The 18,823-nt window shown below is 47.5% G+C and carries 15 protein-coding genes; 7 read left to right on the top strand and 8 right to left on the bottom strand.

The features are described 5' to 3' along the window. Positions 1-7: 7 nt before the first annotated feature. From argA to METBU_RS0105835, 5 genes are all read right to left on the bottom strand, one after another. Positions 8-1,345 carry an amino-acid N-acetyltransferase gene (gene argA / locus METBU_RS0105855; RefSeq protein ID WP_017839737.1) on the bottom strand — a complete coding sequence of 446 codons (1,338 nt, stop codon included), beginning with the start codon at positions 1,343-1,345 and terminating at the stop codon, positions 8-10. A gap of 30 nt (positions 1,346-1,375) precedes the next feature. Further along, a complete protein-coding gene (ilvD, locus tag METBU_RS0105850) occupies positions 1,376-3,073 on the bottom strand; it encodes a dihydroxy-acid dehydratase (RefSeq protein ID WP_017839736.1) in 1,698 nt (565 codons plus the stop codon). 257 nt (positions 3,074-3,330) lie between these two features. Beyond that, positions 3,331-3,987 carry a TIGR04211 family SH3 domain-containing protein gene (locus METBU_RS0105845; RefSeq protein ID WP_026130061.1) on the bottom strand — a complete coding sequence of 219 codons (657 nt, stop codon included), beginning with the start codon at positions 3,985-3,987 and terminating at the stop codon, positions 3,331-3,333. A 53-nt stretch (positions 3,988-4,040) separates the two neighbouring features. Continuing rightward, on the bottom strand, positions 4,041-4,943 hold the full coding sequence (gene argF, locus METBU_RS0105840) for an ornithine carbamoyltransferase (protein ID WP_017839734.1): 903 nt from the start codon (positions 4,941-4,943) through the stop codon (positions 4,041-4,043). Beyond that, a complete protein-coding gene (locus METBU_RS0105835; RefSeq protein ID WP_017839733.1) occupies positions 4,933-6,126 on the bottom strand; it encodes an acetylornithine transaminase in 1,194 nt (397 codons plus the stop codon). Before METBU_RS0105835 ends, argF begins: the two co-directional genes overlap by 11 nt. Before the next feature lie 173 nt (positions 6,127-6,299). On the opposite strand from METBU_RS0105835, the gene grxD reads away from it, so the two are divergent. Further along, positions 6,300-6,623 carry a Grx4 family monothiol glutaredoxin gene (gene grxD / locus METBU_RS0105830; protein WP_017839732.1) on the top strand — a complete coding sequence of 108 codons (324 nt, stop codon included), beginning with the start codon at positions 6,300-6,302 and terminating at the stop codon, positions 6,621-6,623. Between the two features lie 73 nt (positions 6,624-6,696). Here grxD and rnt read toward each other — a convergent pair whose 3' ends face one another. Continuing rightward, the gene (gene rnt, locus METBU_RS0105825; RefSeq protein WP_017839731.1) at positions 6,697-7,359 is read right to left on the bottom strand and encodes a ribonuclease T; all 663 of its coding nucleotides are present in this window, start codon (positions 7,357-7,359) and stop codon (positions 6,697-6,699) included. Between the two features lie 138 nt (positions 7,360-7,497). Here rnt and METBU_RS0105820 point away from each other — a divergent pair, with 138 nt between their 5' ends. Further along, a complete protein-coding gene (locus METBU_RS0105820; RefSeq protein ID WP_040575505.1) occupies positions 7,498-8,268 on the top strand; it encodes an MlaA family lipoprotein in 771 nt (256 codons plus the stop codon). Positions 8,269-8,315: 47 nt separating this feature from the next. Then, positions 8,316-8,894, top strand: coding sequence for an NADPH-dependent FMN reductase (locus METBU_RS0105815; RefSeq protein ID WP_017839729.1), 579 nt, complete (start codon positions 8,316-8,318; stop codon positions 8,892-8,894). Positions 8,895-9,282: 388 nt separating this feature from the next. Here the strand turns inward: METBU_RS0105815 and METBU_RS0105810 are convergent, their stop codons facing one another. Beyond that, positions 9,283-12,357 carry a transglycosylase domain-containing protein gene (locus METBU_RS0105810; RefSeq protein WP_017839728.1) on the bottom strand — a complete coding sequence of 1,025 codons (3,075 nt, stop codon included), beginning with the start codon at positions 12,355-12,357 and terminating at the stop codon, positions 9,283-9,285. A gap of 371 nt (positions 12,358-12,728) precedes the next feature. Between METBU_RS0105810 and carA the strand changes: the two genes are divergently transcribed. From carA to greA, 3 genes are all read left to right on the top strand, one after another. After that, positions 12,729-13,862 carry a glutamine-hydrolyzing carbamoyl-phosphate synthase small subunit gene (carA, locus tag METBU_RS0105805; protein WP_017839727.1) on the top strand — a complete coding sequence of 378 codons (1,134 nt, stop codon included), beginning with the start codon at positions 12,729-12,731 and terminating at the stop codon, positions 13,860-13,862. Positions 13,863-13,891: 29 nt separating this feature from the next. After that, entirely contained in the window at positions 13,892-17,119 is a 3,228-nt protein-coding gene (carB, locus tag METBU_RS0105800; protein WP_017839726.1) for a carbamoyl-phosphate synthase large subunit, read from the top strand. A 176-nt stretch (positions 17,120-17,295) separates the two neighbouring features. Continuing rightward, positions 17,296-17,772, top strand: coding sequence for a transcription elongation factor GreA (gene greA, locus METBU_RS0105795; RefSeq protein ID WP_017839725.1), 477 nt, complete (start codon positions 17,296-17,298; stop codon positions 17,770-17,772). Positions 17,773-17,819: 47 nt separating this feature from the next. Here greA and METBU_RS0105790 read toward each other — a convergent pair whose 3' ends face one another. Then, positions 17,820-18,086, bottom strand: coding sequence for a YhbY family RNA-binding protein (locus METBU_RS0105790; RefSeq protein ID WP_017839724.1), 267 nt, complete (start codon positions 18,084-18,086; stop codon positions 17,820-17,822). Positions 18,087-18,137: 51 nt separating this feature from the next. Here METBU_RS0105790 and rlmE point away from each other — a divergent pair, with 51 nt between their 5' ends. Beyond that, positions 18,138-18,755: a 23S rRNA (uridine(2552)-2'-O)-methyltransferase RlmE gene (rlmE, locus tag METBU_RS0105785; protein ID WP_017839723.1), complete on the top strand. Its 618-nt coding sequence runs from the start codon at positions 18,138-18,140 to the stop codon at positions 18,753-18,755. Positions 18,756-18,823 lie beyond the last annotated feature (68 nt).

Here is an 18,823-nt window from a genome sequence, read left to right as displayed (position 1 = left end):
TATTAATTCAGATGGATTTGCACAATATTTTAGAGTTACGCTGCGGATTGTAGACCGATTTTAGATGTTCAGGCAGCGTTTCGACTGCGGTTGGCGCGAATCCGCGCTCTAAGAACCAATGACTGGTTTGTGTCGTGAGTGCAAAAAGTTTCCGCATGCCTAGTTTTTTCGCTTTGTTTTGCAAGTCCTCCAGTAGTCTACCGGCTCTAGCCGCACCTCGGTAATCGGGATGTACGGCCAGACAGGCAATCATGCCGGCGTGTTCGTTTTCGATCGAGTGCAGTGCGGTGCAGCCGATAATCAGACCGTCCCGTTCGATAATAATATAGTCGCCGATCTCCATTTCCAATTTTTCCCGTGAGCGCTTAACGAGGATGCCTTGTTCTTCCAACGGTATGATGAGTTCCAGGATGCCGCCGATGTCGTTTAGTGTCGCTTGACGCAATTCTTCGTAAGGTGTTGAGCTAATTAATGTGCCCGTGCCGTCTCGGCTGAATAATTCCAGAAGCAGGCCGCCGTCTTGATGGCGATTGACAAGATGCACTCGTTCAACGCCGGATTGGCAGCCATGGAGCGCGGCCAGCAAAGGCAGGCTGATTGTTTGTTCTATATCCCGAAAGCGATCAAGAAATTGTTTGGTTTCGGCGGTCGTCATTTGCTGAATTTTGTCGCCGGTTTCAGGATGATTGATGCTTTGTTCGGTGAGTAATAACAGTTTTTCCGCTTTTAAGGCGATCGCAATTTCGGTGGCCACTTTTTCGGCCGATAAATTGAATGCCTCGCCGCTCGGAGAATAGCCGACCGGAGAGACTAATACAACGGAATTCATGTCCAATTGTTGGTGTATGGCTTGGCTATCGATTCTGCGGACTTCTCCGGTATGGCCGTAATCGATGCCGTCGATGACGCCGATCGGTTTGGCAATGACGAAATTACCCGAAACGACGCGAATTTTGGCGCCGGCCATAGGCGAGTTGGCCAGTCCCATCGATAAGAGAGCTTCGATTTCTACTCGGACGAGGCCTGCAGCTTCTTTTACGCATTGCAGAGCCAAATCGTCAGTGACTCGGAGGTTCTTATGAAAACGGGGGGAGATGTTTTGTTTGCGTAGGCAGGTATCGATTTGAGGGCGAATGCCATGTACCAGAACTAGCCGTATCCCCAGGCTGTTGAGCAGCGCGAAATCATGCACATGATGCGCAAAGCCGGGATCGAGTAGGGCTTCGCCACCGAAAGATACGACGAAGGTGCGGTTACGATGGGCATGTATATAAGGCGAGGAGTCTCTGAACCAGTTGACGAAAGCGCGGTTCAGAGACGGGGCCGGTAAATTCGAATTTGTCACAAAAAAGCTGACTCGGTCGGTTTTCCTCGATCAATCTAAATTGTCGGTTACGGCACCTTTTGAAGCCGAACTGGTCAATTTGGCAAATTTCGCCAATACGCCTCGTGTGTATTTTGGAGCCGGTTGTTGCCATTTTTCCATGCGACGGTTCATTTCGTGCTCGTTGATATGCAGCGTCAATACGTTGTTTTCCGCGTCTATCGTAATGGAATCGCCGTCCTGCACGATGGCTAGCGGGCCGCCGGTGAAGGCCTCAGGGGTAATATGTCCGACCACGAAGCCGTGCGTTCCGCCTGAAAAGCGGCCGTCGGTGATCAATGCGACGTCTTTGCCCAAGCCTTTGCCCATGACGGCTGAAGTAGGCGACAACATTTCGCGCATACCGGGGCCGCCTTTCGGTCCTTCGTAACGAATCACGATAACGTCGCCTTTGACGATGTTGCCGTTCAAAATGCTTTGCAATGCCTGCTCTTCGGCATCGAATACTTTTGCTTTGCCGGTAAACAATAAACCTTCCTTGCCGGTGATTTTTGCGACCGCGCCTTCCGGAGCCAGATTGCCGTATAAAACGACCAGGTGACTGTCTTTTTTAATCGGATTGTCGAAGGAATGGATCATGTCCTGACCTTCAGGATACGGTTGTACGTCGGCAAGGTTCTCGGCCAGCGTTTTGCCGGTGACAGTCAAGCAATCACCGTGCAGTAAACCGCGGTCCAATAGGGCTTTCATCAATGGCTGAATGCCGCCGATTTCAATCAGCTCGGCCATTTGATATTTTCCGCTCGGCTTCAGGTCTGCCAGCATTGGAACGTTTTTGCCGATGCGGGTGAAATCGTCGAGCGTGACATCGACACCGGTTGCATTGGCCATCGCAATCAAATGTAACACCGAATTGGTCGAGCCGCCGAGTGCGATAACGATCGTGATCGCATTTTCGAAGGCTTCTTTGGTCATGATGTCGCGCGGTTTGATGTCTTTAGCGAGCAATTCGAGCACGGCCGCGCCGGCGCGTTCGCAGTCCAGGCGTTTGTCTTCGGAAACTGCGGCTTGCGCCGAACTGTTCGGTAAGCTCATGCCCAGCGCTTCGATCGCCGAAGCCATCGTATTCGCTGTGTACATGCCCCCGCAGGAACCCGCGCCGGGTATCGCTTTTGCTTCGATTTGAGCGAGTTCTTCGTCATCGATTTTATTGTTCGCGCGAGCGCCGACCGCTTCGAAAACCGAGACGACATCGAGCTTTTTATCATTATGGCATCCCGGCAGAATCGTACCGCCGTAAACGAAGATAGCTGGGCGGTTCAGGCGCGATAATGCGATCATGCATCCGGGCATGTTTTTATCGCAGCCGCCGATCGCAACAACGCCGTCGAAGCCTTGGCAGCCGACTACGGTTTCAATCGAGTCGGCAATGACTTCACGGGAAACCAGCGAGTATTTCATGCCTTCGGTACCCATCGAAATACCGTCAGAAATCGTGATGGTATTGAAAATAACCGCTTTTCCGCCTGATTTATCGACGCCCCGTGCTGCATCGTCGGCGAGCCGATTAATATGCATGTTACAGGGAGTTACCATGCTCCAAGTTGAAGCGACGCCGATTTGCGGTTTTTTGAAGTCTTCATTTTTGAAGCCGACTGCATGCAACATTGCGCGGCTAGGCGCGCGCTCCATGCCGTCAACGACTTGTGATGAAAAGCGTCTTGTGGATTTATCACCTGAATTTGCCATCTGAATTCCTGATGTGTTCAATTGTTAATAGTGGATTGGGGTATCAAGCTGAAGCGGTTCCTTAGGAATGAGTAAAATAACTTAGGATTTCGCGATAACTTCCGGGAGTTATGAGCTTTGTCGAGGGTTCGGTTAGGAATATGCACAAATAACCTCTACAAGGAGTAGGCTTTACGGCGCCTCCCTACCGCGAACATCTATCAATCGAGCCGCCGGGCCCCTGCCAACAGATGTTGAAGTTATTTAATGCCTGTTTCTTAAAACGTATCCCAACTGCTGGTTCGTCTTCCCAAACTCAGTTTCGGTAATAAAAAACCGAGTAAAACACCGCCTAATGCGAGTATTCCGCCATAGAGAAACCAGTCTTGATGGGCGCTATCGCGTAAGGCTTGATTTTCGCGCTTAATTTGCTGTAACTCGCGTTCGGCTGAAACCACGCGCTCTTGAAATTGATCACGCTGGTTTTTAATGTCGATAGCACTTGACGAAATTTGTTTGATTTCGGCCAGTTCCATCATCAATTGGTTGCGCTCGGCCATTAATGTCTCGCTAGATTTAAAGGTCTCTTGCAATGAAGTTAACTCGGATTTTAGTCCTACATTTTCATTTTGTAGTTGGTCGATTTTTTTATTTGCTTGTTCAAGTAGATGACTGTTAGGCGGCGTGGTTTTTAAAAAACGGGTTAGAAAAAAACCTTCGACACCGTTACTTGTTTTGACGTAAGAATAGCCATTGCCGCGATCTTCGATCAGTGTCAATGGAGTGCCGGAGCGAAGCATTCGCAAAATTTTACTGCGTTCGTTTTCGGCGACTCTGAGTGTTAATTCCAAGTCGTCGGTAACATACACGGTTTTAGCTTGGGCAGTATTGATAACTATTGCAGAGAGAATTAAAGCGTATACTAATATTTTCACAAGTATCCTTGATGCAGACATGGTTGCATTATTGTATAGGAATAGGTCGAATTTTACTTGTCACTCATTAATAATTCCAGCAAAGCCTTTTGTGCGTGCAGGCGATTTTCCGCTTCGGGGAAGACGACGCTTTGAGGACCGTCGATGACTTCAGCGGCGACTTCCTCGTTTCGATGCGCGGGTAGGCAATGCATGAAAAGCGCGTCCTGGTTTGCCGCGTTCATGACTCGTTCGCTGACTTGATAATCCTTGAAAGCTATTTCGCGTTGTTTTTGCTCTTCTTCGTGGCCCATGCTGGCCCATACGTCGGTGACAATCAAGTCCGAAGCTTTTGCCGCTTCTTCTGGGCTATTAAAAAACTTGATGTGCGACTGTCCGGCTTCCACTATTGCCGGGTTCGGTTCATAGCCCTGCGGGCAGGCAATATGTAATTTAAAGTTCAATAACTTTGCAGCGTTTATATAGGAGTGACACATATTGTTGCCGTCTCCGATCCAAGTAACGGTTTTGCCTTCTATATCGCCGCGATATTCGAAATAAGTTTGCATATCGGCAAGTAACTGGCAAGGGTGCAGAAGATCTGTAAGGCCGTTGATGACCGGTACGCTGGAGTATTTTGCGATCGTGGTGACCGTTTCATGTTTGAACGTTCTCAACATGATGCCGTCGACCATGCTTGAGATGACTTTCGCGCTATCTTGCAAAGGTTCGCCACGGCCGAGTTGCGTGTCCCGCGGCGATAAAAATAAAGCCGAACCGCCCAAATGAATCATGCCGGTTTCAAATGAAATACGGGTTCGCGTCGATGATTTTTCAAAAATCATGGCAAGAACCTTACCCTTCAACGGCTGATAATTCGGATCACGATATTTCTTTAGCTCGATTGCCCGATCGATTAAGGTTCGAAATTCGGTCGAAGTTAGATCGTTTAGGCTAATAAAGTGTCTAGGGTTCATTGGCTTGATGTTTTTCCGTGAATTCTTGGATGACGGCGGTTAGTGTTTCCACCAGTCTTTCGATTTGTTGCTCGTCGATAATCAACGGCGGTAATAACCTTATGGTTTTTTCGTTAGTTACGTTGATCAATAGTCCTTTTGATAAGGCGTCGCTGACGAGCTCGCCGCAAGGTACCGATAATTCGACGCCGATCATTAAACCTTTGTGACGAATTTCTACGATCTTATTTTTGTCGACCAAGCGCTCATGTAGTTTGGACGCGATCATTCGTCCTTTGATCTCGGCTTGTTCGATCAAATGACCGTCATTTAATTCGTTTAATACGGCTAGGGCTGCACTACAAGCTAACGGATTGCCGCCGAAAGTTGAACCGTGAGTGCCCGGCGTCAAAATTTGCGCGGCTTTTCCTCTCGCTAAGCAGGCGCCGATTGGAACGCCATTAGCGAGCGCCTTGGCAAGTGAGCAAACATCGGGAAGTATGCCGTTATGCTGGTAAGCTAAAAACTTGCCGGTACGGCCAATGCCGGTCTGGATTTCATCCAGCATCATCAAAACATCGTGCCGGTCGCATAGTGAGCGGATGTTATTGAGATAATCCGGTGCGGGGATATTAACACCGCCTTCGCCTTGAATCGGCTCGATAAGAATGGCAGCAATATTGCTGTGCTGTTGTAAGGCGTTTTCAATCGCGGTAATGTCGTTATATGGTACTCGAATGAAGCCCTCAACCAGTGGCGCGAAACCTTGCTGGATCTTGGTATTACCGGTCGCGCTAAGTGTCGCCAAAGTTCTGCCGTGAAAGCTTTTTTCCATTACGATGATGGCAGGACGTTCAATGCCTTTTTGATGACCGAATCGGCGTGCTATTTTAATAGACGCTTCATTGGCTTCGGCACCCGAGTTACAGAAAAAGGCATTATCCATGCCGCTTAGGGTCATTAACCTATCGGCGAGTTGTTCTTGTAAATCGATTCGGTATAAATTGGATGTGTGAACCAATTTCGCGCTTTGCTCACAGATGGCTTTATGTATGGAAGGATGGGCATGGCCCAGATTGCATACCGCAATGCCGGAGATAGCGTCCAGATAACGATTGCCTTGTTGATCCCAAAGCCAAACGCCTTCGCCTCTATCCAAGGAAATGGTCAAGCGTCCGTAAGTTGGCATAATGTGGCCGGTCATTGATTACACCTTACCTAAAATGCAAAAAGGCGGCTAAAAGCCGCCTAGAAGAAAACCGATGATTATATGTTTGATAATCAGGCTAATCAAGAGTAATGCTATAAAAAGAAGCTTTTTTATCCGGTCTAATCTTGATAGTATTACTAGGTTTTTATCATTAACGGGTAATTTTTATGGATGTAATAAGCAGAATTAAAGATCAGATTGAAAACAATCCGGTAGTACTTTACATGAAAGGTACTCCCGATTTTCCACAGTGCGGGTTTTCCGGGCGCTCGGTGCAAGTATTGCGCGCCTGCAAGGCCGATTTCACGTTTGTCAATATTTTCGAGGACCCTGAGCTCAGAGAGGCATTGAAGGAATATTCCAATTGGCCGACTTACCCTCAGCTCTATATCAAAGGTCAATTAGTTGGCGGTTGCGATATCATTCTCGATTTATATAACACGGGTGAGTTAGTCAAGCTGTTGCAAGATGCTGAAGCCATTAGTGCTTAAGTTTTTTTACCGGCCATGGATGGTCGGTGCTTGTTTAGGCTTTTCGTAACGGTTAAGTTATTGGCCGCTTCCTCTAGCTTTCAGCTATGTCTGAGCCTGATTTTGTCATGGTGTCAGATTCTAACGATTCCAGTTGCTTCCAGCGATTAACGATTTTACAGAACAGCTTAGCCGTTTGTTCGGCATCGTATAACGCCGAATGTGCTTGGTCGCTGTCCCAATTTAATCCTGCTGCTGCGGCAATTTTTGCCAGTACTGTTTGTTGATAGGCTAGCCCCCCTAACGTTGCGGTATCAAAAGTGCTGAAAGGGTGAAATGGACTCCGTTTGATTTGGGTTCTTTGGATAGCGGCATTTAAAAAACCAATATCGAAAGCCGGGTTGTGGCCAACCAGTATCGCTCGGGTGCAGTCATTTCTTTTTACAGCCTTTTTGATTGGCTTGAATAGTTTGTCCAATGCATCTTTTTCTTGAATAGCCATACGAAAAGGGTGATAGGGGTCGATTTTGTTGAATTTTAGAGCAGACTCGTCTAATTCGGAGTTTTGAAAAGGAATGATATGACAGGCGTGACGCTCGGTAATTTCAAGGTTACCGTGACTATTTAATTCCACGATAACCGCCGCAATTTCCAGTAACGGATTCTTTTTGGGGTTGAAGCCCCCGGTTTCAATGTCGACAATTACAGGAAGGTAGCCTCGGAAGCGACTTCCTAGAGGGGTTATGGTTTTTTCCATCGATACATAAAAATTGAGAAAAATTTGAAAAAAGGAGTAGCGGCAAGTTTATTGCCAATGCTCGAAAGGGCAGGGATATTGTGGTATGTTACGCGAAAAACACCGAATAATAAAAATTTAGGTATTGCGAGGCTGTATATGAATTTAAAACCAATGGTGATCCGTTTGGCGATGCCGGTATTGCTGAGTTCTGTGGTCGGATGCGCGTCGGCGCCCGCATCTAGGATAGATGAGAGTGATCCGTGGGAAGGCTTTAACCGGAATATTCAAGTCTTTAACGATAACTTGGACGAGTATGCCATGAAGCCTCTTGCCAAAGGTTATCAATGGATTACTCCGACTTTTGTTGATCAGGGGGTTACAAACTTTTTCAGTAATATCAATGATATAGGCGTTACCATTAACGATTTGTTGCAATTTAAATTGGCTCAGACCGGATCGGATGGCGCTCGTTTTCTTGTGAATACGGTGGCGGGTATCGGCGGTTTGTTTGATATCGCGACAGAAATCGATTTGCCGAAGCATAATGAGGATTTCGATCAAACTTTAGCGGTTTGGGGCGTGCCGTCAGGTCCTTATTTGGTATTGCCGCTTTTTGGCCCGAGTTCTGTCAGAGGCGTTTTCGGCCTTGTCGGCGATGCCGCGATGAATCCGATTAGTTATATCGATGGCGGTATTGTATCAGGGACCTATGGTGCTATTGGGGGCGGTCTATTTGTATTGAATACGGTCGATACTCGCGCCGATAATTTAAGCACAATGAGAATTGCGACAGAAGCCGCTGTGGATCGATACGAATTCTTTAAAAATGCCTATATACAACAACGGGAATATCTGATTTTGGACGGGAATGTGCCCGAAAACGATTGGGATCTCGATGTTGATTTTAACAATTTCAACGGCGAATAAACCGAACCGGATGAGATTTAACTGAAGCGACTTGGAGAAAAGAGGCCATGGTCAAAATTCTTGCCTTTTCCGGCAGCGCTAGAAAAGATTCCTATAATCAGAAAATAGTTGAGATTGCTGCAGGTGGAGCTCGGCGTGCGGGTGCGGAAGTTACTTTGATTAATTTAGCTGATTTTGAAATGCCTATTTTCAATGAGGATCTCGAAAAAAAAGAGGGAATGCCGGCGGCGGCTCGCGATTTCAAGTCGCTTCTAATCGTACACGACGGTTTTTTAATCGCATCGCCTGAATATAATAGTGCATTTAGTCCATTATTAAAGAATGCAATAGACTGGGCGTCACGCCGGGAGGGTGATGAGTTGCCTCTGCTTGCATATCGCGGAAAATTAGCGACAATTATGTCCGCTTCGCCTGGGGCCTTGGGTGGTTTGAGGGGCTTGGTGTTTTTAAGGTTGTTGTTGTCCAACATCGGTGTAACCGTTCAATCCGGTCAACAAGCGATAGCCAATGCTGCAAAAGCATTTAACGATGACGGTTCATTGGTCGATTCCGTTCAACAAGAAGCCGTCATCGATTTAGGCGTTGACTTAGCTCGGACACTGGAAAAATTAAAATCTACGGGATAGCGAATGTAATTCTTGACCGCCGGGCTCTAATGTACCTTAAAAGCTTGCCATCCATGGACTAGCTTCCTCAGTCCCAGCAATTCCCAATTTGGGGATCAAAAAGGGTGTGGGGTGTGCTTGGCGAGGATGTCGGCAGCAGGGCAGATTTTTGCTCCATGCAAAATCTGCATTCACGCCATCCTTGGCGTTCGAGCTGCCGCCAAGCCCCCATGGATGGGTTTACGGCGTTCCTCGACAGGCATACCCCACACCCTAAGATCGGCGAAAATGCTCAAACTGGGAATTGCTGCCTCAGTCCATGGCGAAATGACGGGTTACTCTTAACTTAATGGCATTGACGCAAAGCATGGGAACGATGATAAATAGGGGTGTTATTTGTCACGAAATCCTAGGATTTATTTTGGATTGCCCCAGCTATCGTCACTTCGGAAATTGGCCGAACGTCATCCATCTCAGTTTCTCGATTTAGTAATGGAGATAATGTCGGCTCCAGCGATTTGACAATTTGCACCGGTAGCGAACTGGTGAATCGGTAGTTTTCCGCGTCGGGTCCTTTGACATAAGCGGTAATGACGCCAAAGAATCGATCGCCAAGGAAAAATGCAAACGTTGCGGCGCGGCTGATGAATTTCGACTCGATCAACCGTCCTCGTTCTCCCCATATCTGACGCCGATGATCGCCGGTACCTGTTTTTCCGCCTATTGCGATCGGTTTGACATCGGTGTCTTTGTAGACCCCTCTTAAGCGTGTTGCCGTTCCTCCTTCGACGACGCCAATCAACGCATCGCGGGTTACTTTGGCAATTTCGGGCGCAAAGACGCGCTGGCCATGAGCCGGTTGTCGAATCATGATGGTTTCATAGGGTGTGTCTTTTGCGAAATGAAGGTTTTCAAAACGAACTAAAGGTTGCCTGATTCCGTCGTTTTGTAGAATACCCATTAGCTCTGCCAATGACGCCGGACGGTCTCCCGATGCACCTATTGCGCTGGCATAGGAAGGCGTCAAATAACTGAAAGGGTAGCCCGTTTTTTGCCAGGCACGATGAATTGAAGTAAACGCTTCGATTTCCAACAATGTCATAATTCGCCGTTGTTGAGCACTGGCACGGCGACTCTTAAATAACCAGCGATAAACTTCCTGGCGTTGCTCCGTGCTGGCTTCTAGGATTTCTTCTCTTGTTGCGTTAGGGTGTTGGGCTAAATAACTCACCAACCAAAGTTCGAGCGGATGAATTTTGGTGATGTAACCTTGATCCTGTAAGTCGAAATTGGCGGGAGAATATTTTTCGTGCAGTTTTTCGATTTTTTCATTGCCAAGTGCGGAAGCAGGTAAGTTTTTTTTCAGAAACTGTTCCAGCGCATCGATACTCGCCTCGGGATGAATCGATTGGTAGAGCATAGAAAATCGGGATGCTTTGGCGTAAACGCGTTTTGTCAGCATGGCTAGCGCTTCTTCTGGCGACTTATCTTGATATTTTGCGTAGAACCGGCGCAAATATATACGTCCTTCGCGGTCCGCAAAGCGTTGGAGATATTCCTGACGGCGAGGGTCGTCCGGAATTTCCAGCCATCGTGCGACGCCTCCCGGTTTGTATAGATGATGATAGACGACTTCGCGCATGAGTCGTATGAAGACTAAATTGACAGAGTCGCGCAGGGCATCGCGAACCGATAAGATTTTTTCGTTGTCTATCCGGCTGAAATTGCTAAAACGATGGATACCGCCCCCGGTATAAAAACTTTCTCCCGGGCTTGCCGAGAAACGCCTGTCGAGGGCCCGGTTTAATAAATCTTCCAATTGTATATTAGGGTTGGCGCGAAGTTGATGGATTACCCAGGCGGAAATGTAATCGCGAGAATGCAGTTCGATTTTGTTCAAATCGGAAACGGGTGTGTTTTTGTAAAGTTCGTAAACGTTGGTCACTAGTTCAAGATAATGAACCATCGTTCTGAGTTTAGCCGTAGAGCCTAGGTCGATCTTGATGCCTTCATTGATGTCCAGCGGTTGATCATAATTATCGGTTTGTACGCGCAACAGGTTGCCTTTCGGGCTTCTCTCGAACAGCATCAAGCTGTAAATAATAGGCGAGGGATCGTTGGCCTCATTTAGCAATCTGAAACCGATGGCGCCCGCTGCTCGGGCGCCTTCTATTTCGCTCAAGCGTCTAAGCGCTTGGCCGACCGCTTGCTGAGTATCAAAATCGATTGACGATTTTGCGGTCAAGTCAATTCGGTCTAATTCGTAAATCGAATGAACACCTAGCGCTTTAGCTAATCGTGTTCGGAGAACGGCTTGGGTCTTTTTTTCGGCCATGAATTTGGCCGGTTCTGAATTTTCGCTTGGCGGGCGGGTGACGGATGCTTGTAATGCGGCATCGCGTAATGATTTGGAAATTAGACCTTGTTCGGCCATGACTCTTAGATAGCTGTCAGTAAGATTTTGTAAGGCGTTGAAACCGGTCTTAGAACCAAGTAGATGCGATGGTCTGCGTTGCGATAGAAGCAAGCTAAGCACTTGCCGGTAGGCTTTGCCTTGCTCGGGGCTGATTGCTTGTTCGGGCTCGAAGGCGCTTGAAGCGAGTAGGCGATTGATTTCTTCAAAGTTCGCGCCGTACCAGGCCGATAATCCATCGCCCAAACCATGAATCTCACCTAATTTAGGCGTCGCAGCCAGCGGCATTGAGTTTAGATAAGAAAGCGCGATTTGTTTTCTCATTTCTCGGGTATCGGGTCCCAATAAATAAGCGCGTAACGAAGCGCTGACCATTTGTTGCAGTTTATCTTTTATCGAGCGGGTATAGCCGTCCGGTGAATGGCGATATTTTTCCAACTGAGTCGCCAGGGTGCTTCCGCCCGGTACGTTGATGTTTGAGCCGAATTGCTTAGCAATAAATTGAATGCCGGCGAATCCTAGTCGACTCCATTCAACAGCCGGATTGACCGTGGGGAATTTATCATTGAGTAATTCCCTATTTTCAATAAACAACAAAGTGTTGAGAATAATCGGAGGAATCTCATCGAAATGAGCATATCCGTAAGTCGGATAGTGAGTGCTGAATAATTCGCGGTCTTTGTAATCAATAATTCGAAGACCTGCTTGGGTTTTTTCTTGGTATATGGGGTTGAGGCCGTATTGGTTCAATTGCAACATCATATCGGAGGAGCTTGCCTGCGCCGATATCTTGAAATCATTGTTTTCCAGACGGGAGATCATGTCGGGTAACGATGTGTACCCGAGTCGCCGATCGTAAGGGCCGTCAGCAGGAAAGCGGATCGACGAACTGGCGCCGGGTTCGAGCTTGAAGCTTAATTGTTCGGTAATCTCGGAAAGATAGCGGGCTTGATAGCGTGAGGTTTCTATTTCTTCCTTGACTAAGATGACAAAGGAATAGCTTAACCATGCCGCGCCGGTCCAAAAACTCAATACCAATAACCGGCGAATTTTCAGTTTAACATTTCGCATCTTCTCTGGTTACCTTGTCAGTCAGATTTTGTTGAATTGGGGCGTCCAAGTGTTGGATAGGTCGACATTTTTAAGTGAGATGATCGTCAATAACTGATAGTAAACCCTTTATCCATCACGCACTTAATTATAAATTAATGCAAAGAGGCATTTTTTAATTGAAAGTTCAGTTGCAATAACCGGAGTTACTAAAATAATCCGAACGGTCGAATGGTATTTTGATCGGAGAGTATAGCGATAGCTTTGCAGTAAGTAAAAATTGTTAATGACCAAATAGCGATAATTTCGTAGAATTAGCACAGTTTTGTCTTTCTGTAACGGGATGGGCCTTGTGCGGCTCCTCCCGTTTTGCACATTTGAGGTAGCAGATTTTGAGTAAACCCGCATTACTGGTATTGGAGGATGGATCGGTTTTTAATGGCGTATCCATCGGAGTGGACGGTTGTTCCGTTGGAGAAGTCGTTTTTAATACTTCCTTGACTGGATATCAGGAAATTTTGAGTGATCCATCTTACGCGCGTCAAATCGTAACATTGACATATCCGCATATCGGCAATGTCGGGACCAATGCTGAAGACGATGAGTCTTCGAGCGTTCGTGCCAGCGGCTTGGTTATTCGGAATTTACCGTTGCAGGCTAGTAATTGGCGATGTGAGAAAACCTTGCAGGAATATTTGATCGACCGTAATGTGGTCGCGATTGCCGAAATCGATACGCGCAAACTGACCCGCTTGTTACGCGATAAGGGTGCTCAGCGCGGTGCCGTTATTGCTGGCGATAACGCTGATGTCGAAATTGCCAAAAAAGCGATAGCCGCTTTTCCCGGCCTTAAAGGCATGGATTTAGCCAAGATAGTGACTGTCGATAAGTCATATGAATGGACGGAAGATGTTTGGGATCTCGACAAGGGGTATCAGTCGGCGACCAATTTGACCAAGCATGTCGTCGCTTTTGATTTCGGAATTAAGCGCAATATCCTGAGGTTGCTTGCCAATCGAGGCTGCAGAGTAACCGTAGTTCCTGCACAGACACCTGCTGAGAAAGTATTGGCAATGAATCCGGACGGCGTGTTTTTATCAAACGGCCCCGGCGATCCGGAGCCATGCGATTATGCGATCGAAGCGATAAAAAAGATTCTCGATACCAAGGTGCCTGTTTTCGGTATTTGTCTCGGCCATCAATTATTGGCCTTAGCCAGCGGCGCAAAAACCGAGAAAATGAAATTCGGGCATCATGGAGCGAATCACCCCGTTCAAGATCTTGCGACCGGGCGGGTTATGATCAGTAGTCAAAACCATGGTTTTGCGGTCAACGAAGCGAGTTTGCCGATTCATTTAAAAGCGACTTTTCGTTCGCTTTTCGATGGCAGTCTGCAAGGCATAGAGCGAACCGATTGTCCGGCTTTCGGCTTTCAAGGGCATCCTGAGGCGAGCCCGGGACCGCAGGATGTCGAAAGCTTATTCGACCGTTTCGTCGACATGATGAACCAAGCCAAAACGCACTAAACCGCCACCGACATAGAATTAGTTAAAAAATGCCAAAAAGAAGCGACATAAAATCGATTTTATTATTGGGCGCAGGCCCTATTGTTATCGGACAAGCTTGCGAATTCGATTATTCCGGCACGCAAGCGTGCAAGGCATTGCGCGAGGAAGGTTACCGAGTCATTTTGGTCAATTCCAATCCGGCGACGATCATGACCGACCCGGATATGGCCGATGTGGTCTATATCGAACCGATCGACTGGCAAACCGTCGAAAAAATCATCGAAAAAGAGCGTCCCGACGCAATATTGCCGACGATGGGCGGGCAGACCGCGTTGAATTGTGCGTTAGCGCTCGACAAGCACGGCGTCTTAGAAAAATACGGCGTGGAAATGATCGGTGCGACCAAAGAAGCGATCAATAAAGCCGAAGACCGGGAGTTGTTCAACCAGGCGATGCGTAAGATCGGCTTGGAAGTCGCGAAATCCAAAACGGCACACACGATGGAAGAAGCGCTGGCCGCGCAACAGGAAGTCGGCTATCCGACAATTATTCGTCCGTCTTTTACAATGGGCGGTAGCGGAGGCGGAATTGCCTACAACAAAGAGGAATTCATTGAAATTTGCGAGCGCGGATTGTATTTGTCGCCGACCAATGAATTGCTGATTGAAGAGTCCGTGCTGGGCTGGAAAGAATTCGAAATGGAAGTCGTGCGCGATTCGAAAGACAATTGCATTATTGTCTGTTCGATCGAAAACTTCGACCCGATGGGCGTTCATACAGGAGACTCGATTACTGTCGCCCCGGCGCAAACCTTGACCGACAAGGAATATCAAATATTGCGCAACGTTTCCTTGGCCGTCTTGCGAGAAATCGGCGTCGATACTGGTGGGTCGAACGTACAGGTTGCTATCAATCCGGAAAACGGACGGATGGTCATTATCGAGATGAATCCGCGCGTTTCGCGGTCGTCCGCCTTGGCATCGAAAGCCACCGGTTTTCCGATTGCGAAGGTTGCTGCGAAACTCGCGGTCGGTTATACATTGGACGAGCTGCAAAACGAAATCACCGGCGGTGCTACGCCTGCCTCGTTTGAGCCCACGATCGATTATGTCGTGACCAAAGTGCCTCGGTTTACCTTCGAAAAATTCCCGCAAGCCGACGATCGACTGACGACACAAATGAAATCGGTCGGCGAAGTCATGGCGATCGGACGCTCGTTTCAGGAATCGTTGCAAAAGGCCTTGCGTGGGCTTGAAGTCGACAAGACCGGTCTTGATGAGATTGTCGATTTAAACGCCGAGGATGCGAAGGAAATTCTGCTTAGAGAAATGCGTCACCCGGGTGCGGAGCGTCTATGGTATGTCGCCGATGCGTTTCGCAGCGGTATGTCGCTTGAAGAAATACATGATATTTGCAAAATCGACCCCTGGTTTCTAGCGCAAATCGAAGACTTGCTGATTTCCGAAAAATCGCTGTCAACCAAAACCTTGGCGACTTTGGAAGAGGGAGAGCTCTATCGTTTGAAGCGTAAAGGGTTTTCCGATGCCAGGCTGGCAAAATTACTCGATACCAGCGAGTCGGAAATTAGAAATGCTCGACATAAAAATAATATCCGTCCGGTTTATAAACGCATAGATTCGTGCGCGGCCGAATTTTCATCCGATACCGCTTATTTATATTCGAGTTACGATGAAGAGTGCGAGGCGAGAGTCAGCGACAAGGATAAAATCATTATTTTGGGCGGCGGTCCGAATCGAATCGGGCAGGGCATCGAGTTCGATTATTGCTGCGTGCATGCCGCATTGGCCTTGCGCGAAGACGGTTATGAAACGATCATGATTAACTGCAACCCGGAAACCGTTTCGACCGATTTCGACACCTCCGATCGCTTGTATTTCGAGTCGTTGACCTTGGAAGATGTCTTGGAAATCATTCACCTCGAACAACCGAAGGGCGTGATCGTTCAGTACGGCGGACAGACTCCGCTGAAATTGGCGCGCGCGCTCGAGGCCGCCGGGGCTCCGATTATCGGTACGTCTCCCGATTCGATCGATTTGGCCGAGGACAGAGAACGCTTTCAAAAATTGTTGGAAAGATTGGGTTTGAAACAACCGCCCAATGCAACGGCGCGTTCGGTCGAGCAGGCGATTATTTCGGCAAAGGAGCTCGGCTATCCTTTAGTAGTTAGACCTTCTTATGTGCTAGGTGGCCGGGCAATGGAAATCGTTGTCAATGAAGAAGGTTTGCAGCGCTACATGAAAGAGGCTGTTAGTGTTTCGAACGATTCGCCGGTCTTGCTGGACCGGTTTCTCGATGATGCGGTTGAAATGGATGTCGATGCGATTTACGATGGCGAACGAGTGTTGATTGGCGGATTGATGGAGCATATCGAACAGGCGGGCGTTCATTCGGGCGATTCGGCTTGCTCGATACCGCCATACGATTTGCCGGCGGTTATTCAAGATCAGTTGCGCGAACAAGTCGCTAAAATGGCGGAAGCGCTTGGTGTGAGGGGATTGATGAATACCCAGTTTGCAATTCAAGGCGATGATATATATGTACTTGAAGTCAATCCTCGGGCATCAAGAACGGCGCCGTTCGTATCCAAAGCAACGGGTTATCCGTTGGCCAAAATCGCTGCTCGTTGCATGGTTGGTAAATCTTTAGTTGAGCAGGGTATTACAGAAGAGCGTATACCTTCGTATTATTCGGTCAAAGAAGCGGTGTTTCCTTTCGTTAAATTCCCTGGTGTCGATCCCTTATTAGGACCGGAAATGAAGTCGACCGGTGAGGTGATGGGTGTTGGAAAAACTTTTGGCGAAGCATTCGCCAAATCGCAACGTGCCGCCGGTGTAGATTTAAGTCAAAGCGGGAAAGTATTGATTAGTATTCGTGATGCGGATAAAGCTAAACTGCCTGAATTGGCTAAAATGCTGGTTGCGAAAGACTATCAAATCGTCGCGACTCGAGGTACGGCTAGAGTCTTGAAAGAAGCCGGTATCCCTTGCGATGAAGTCTTCAAAGTCAACGAAGGTAGGCCAAATACCGTGGATATGATCAAAAACGACCAAATTCAATTGGTCGTCAACACCACTGATGGCAAGAAAGCTATTCACGACTCATTCACGATGCGAAGAGAAGCACTGCAGCATCGTGTAACTTATTACACTACGATGGCTGGTGCGCGTGCCGCGTGTTATGCATTGGGAGAATTGGCGGCGGGAACCGTGACTAGCTTGCAAGAACTTCACAAAAGCTTAATCGATGCCGATTAATCACTCGTGTCTCTCAACAAGCTGAAAGATCTCTGTCAGTTTCCATCGTGAGCTGACAATTTTTTTAAGCGTCACATTGGCTTATTGCAACAAGTCATATGCCGACTCATTCCGAATTTTTTACCAGGCAAATTATTTTTGCTCGGGAACTAAAATAAATTAAAGGAGTTGTATCCATGAATAAAGTACCTCTAACAGTCACCGGAGCCAAAAAATTACGAGAGGAATTAGACGAACTGAAATCCGTGGTGCGTCCCAGAATTATCAAGGCCATTGCTGAAGCGAGGGAGCACGGAGATTTGAAGGAAAATGCCGAATATCATGCAGCGCGCGAACAGCAGAGTTTTGCCGAGGGGCGCATCGCCGAGATCGAAGGCAAGTTGTCCAATGCTCAAATTATCGATGTCACTAAATTAGATGCCAACGGTAAAGTCGTATTCGGTGCAACCGTTGAAATCGAAGAGCTTGAAAGCGGTGATACCGTTACTTATCAAATCGTAGGCGAAGACGAAGCCGATATCAAAGCCGGTCGTATCTCCGTCGGCTCTCCGATAGCACGGGCCTTGATAGGTAAAGAAGCAGAGGATGTGGTCATCGTCAAAGCGCCAGGCGGCGATATAGAATACGAAATCCTTTCGATTCAGTATATTTAACGATCGTGTGAAACGGCGGGCGGTTTGTGCGTTGCCCGCTCATACGCTTATTTCTCCGGATTTAATCGATGAATAACAAGAATCTGGCCTATGCTTTGAACGAAATCGGCTCCGGTTTGTGTGCAAATTTCCTGTTGTAGCTTTTTTCGATCGTCGCGTTCGGCGCGTATTTTTACTTTAATGAGTTCATGACTATTGAGCGCAATATCCATTTCAGCCAAAACGCCTTGCGTTAAGCCTGAATGGCCTATTATGACAACCGGTTTCAGGCTGTGGGCTTGGGCTTTGAGTTGTTTTCTTTCGGCAGGGGTCACTCTGTGTTTCCTTAGCTATAAATAAAACGCGAATTTTACACGATTTCCGATATGGCACGAAGCAAAAGCAGTAGTCGCTGGTTACAGGAACATTTTCACGATGAATACGTCAAAATGGCTCAAGCGCAAGGATGGCGATCTCGTGCAGTATTCAAGTTAATTGAAATACAAGAAAAAGACGGCATCATAAAACCGGGAATGAATGTCGTCGATTTAGGCGCGGCACCGGGCGGCTGGTCTCAATATGCCAGACGCATTATCGGAAAAAAAAATAAAATTATAGCTCTGGATATATTGCCGATGGATCCATTGGAAAATGTCGATTTTATTCAAGGAGACTTTCGGGAACTGGCAGTGTTGGAACGGTTGCAAAGCCTGTTGGCCGGAGCGACTGTCGACTTGGTTATGTCGGATATGGCACCGAATATGACCGGCAATAAAGGTGTTGATCAGCCTAATTCCATGTATTTATGCGAACTTGCGCTTGATACTGCGCGCTCGATTTTAAATCGCGGCGGTTCATTTTTAGTCAAGGTTTTTCAGGGGGAAGGATACGAAAGTTTTCTTAAAGATGCCCGGCAAAGTTTTTCATCGGTTACGATCAGAAAGCCGAAAGCCTCCAGACCAAGAAGCAATGAAGTATATATTTTAGGGAAAGGGTTTAAATAAGCTGATTGAGTCACCATGTTAATGAATGAGAGTGGCGAAAATCAATAACAACGATCAGGAGTGCAGAT

The sequence above is a fragment of the Methylotuvimicrobium buryatense 5G genome, from assembly GCF_000341735.1.
GTDB lineage: Bacteria > Pseudomonadota > Gammaproteobacteria > Methylococcales > Methylomonadaceae > Methylotuvimicrobium > Methylotuvimicrobium buryatense.
This window is presented reverse-complemented; position numbering and strand designations above follow the sequence as displayed.

Excerpts from the sequence above, each read along its gene's own strand:
- METBU_RS0105835 (WP_017839733.1), bottom strand. The coding sequence starts at position 6,126 with ATGACCGGCCACATTATGCCAACTTACGGACGCTTGACCATTTCCTTG.
- carB (WP_017839726.1), top strand. The coding sequence starts at position 13,892 with ATGCCAAAAAGAAGCGACATAAAATCGATTTTATTATTGGGCGCAGGC.
- grxD (WP_017839732.1), top strand. The coding sequence starts at position 6,300 with ATGGATGTAATAAGCAGAATTAAAGATCAGATTGAAAACAATCCGGTA.
- greA (WP_017839725.1), top strand. The coding sequence starts at position 17,296 with ATGAATAAAGTACCTCTAACAGTCACCGGAGCCAAAAAATTACGAGAG.
- argF (WP_017839734.1), bottom strand. The coding sequence starts at position 4,943 with ATGAACCCTAGACACTTTATTAGCCTAAACGATCTAACTTCGACCGAA.
- rlmE (WP_017839723.1), top strand. The coding sequence starts at position 18,138 with ATGGCACGAAGCAAAAGCAGTAGTCGCTGGTTACAGGAACATTTTCAC.
- METBU_RS0105810 (WP_017839728.1), bottom strand. The coding sequence starts at position 12,357 with ATGCGAAATGTTAAACTGAAAATTCGCCGGTTATTGGTATTGAGTTTT.
- ilvD (WP_017839736.1), bottom strand. The coding sequence starts at position 3,073 with ATGGCAAATTCAGGTGATAAATCCACAAGACGCTTTTCATCACAAGTC.
- METBU_RS0105820 (WP_040575505.1), top strand. The coding sequence starts at position 7,498 with ATGAATTTAAAACCAATGGTGATCCGTTTGGCGATGCCGGTATTGCTG.
- rnt (WP_017839731.1), bottom strand. The coding sequence starts at position 7,359 with ATGGAAAAAACCATAACCCCTCTAGGAAGTCGCTTCCGAGGCTACCTT.
- METBU_RS0105815 (WP_017839729.1), top strand. The coding sequence starts at position 8,316 with ATGGTCAAAATTCTTGCCTTTTCCGGCAGCGCTAGAAAAGATTCCTAT.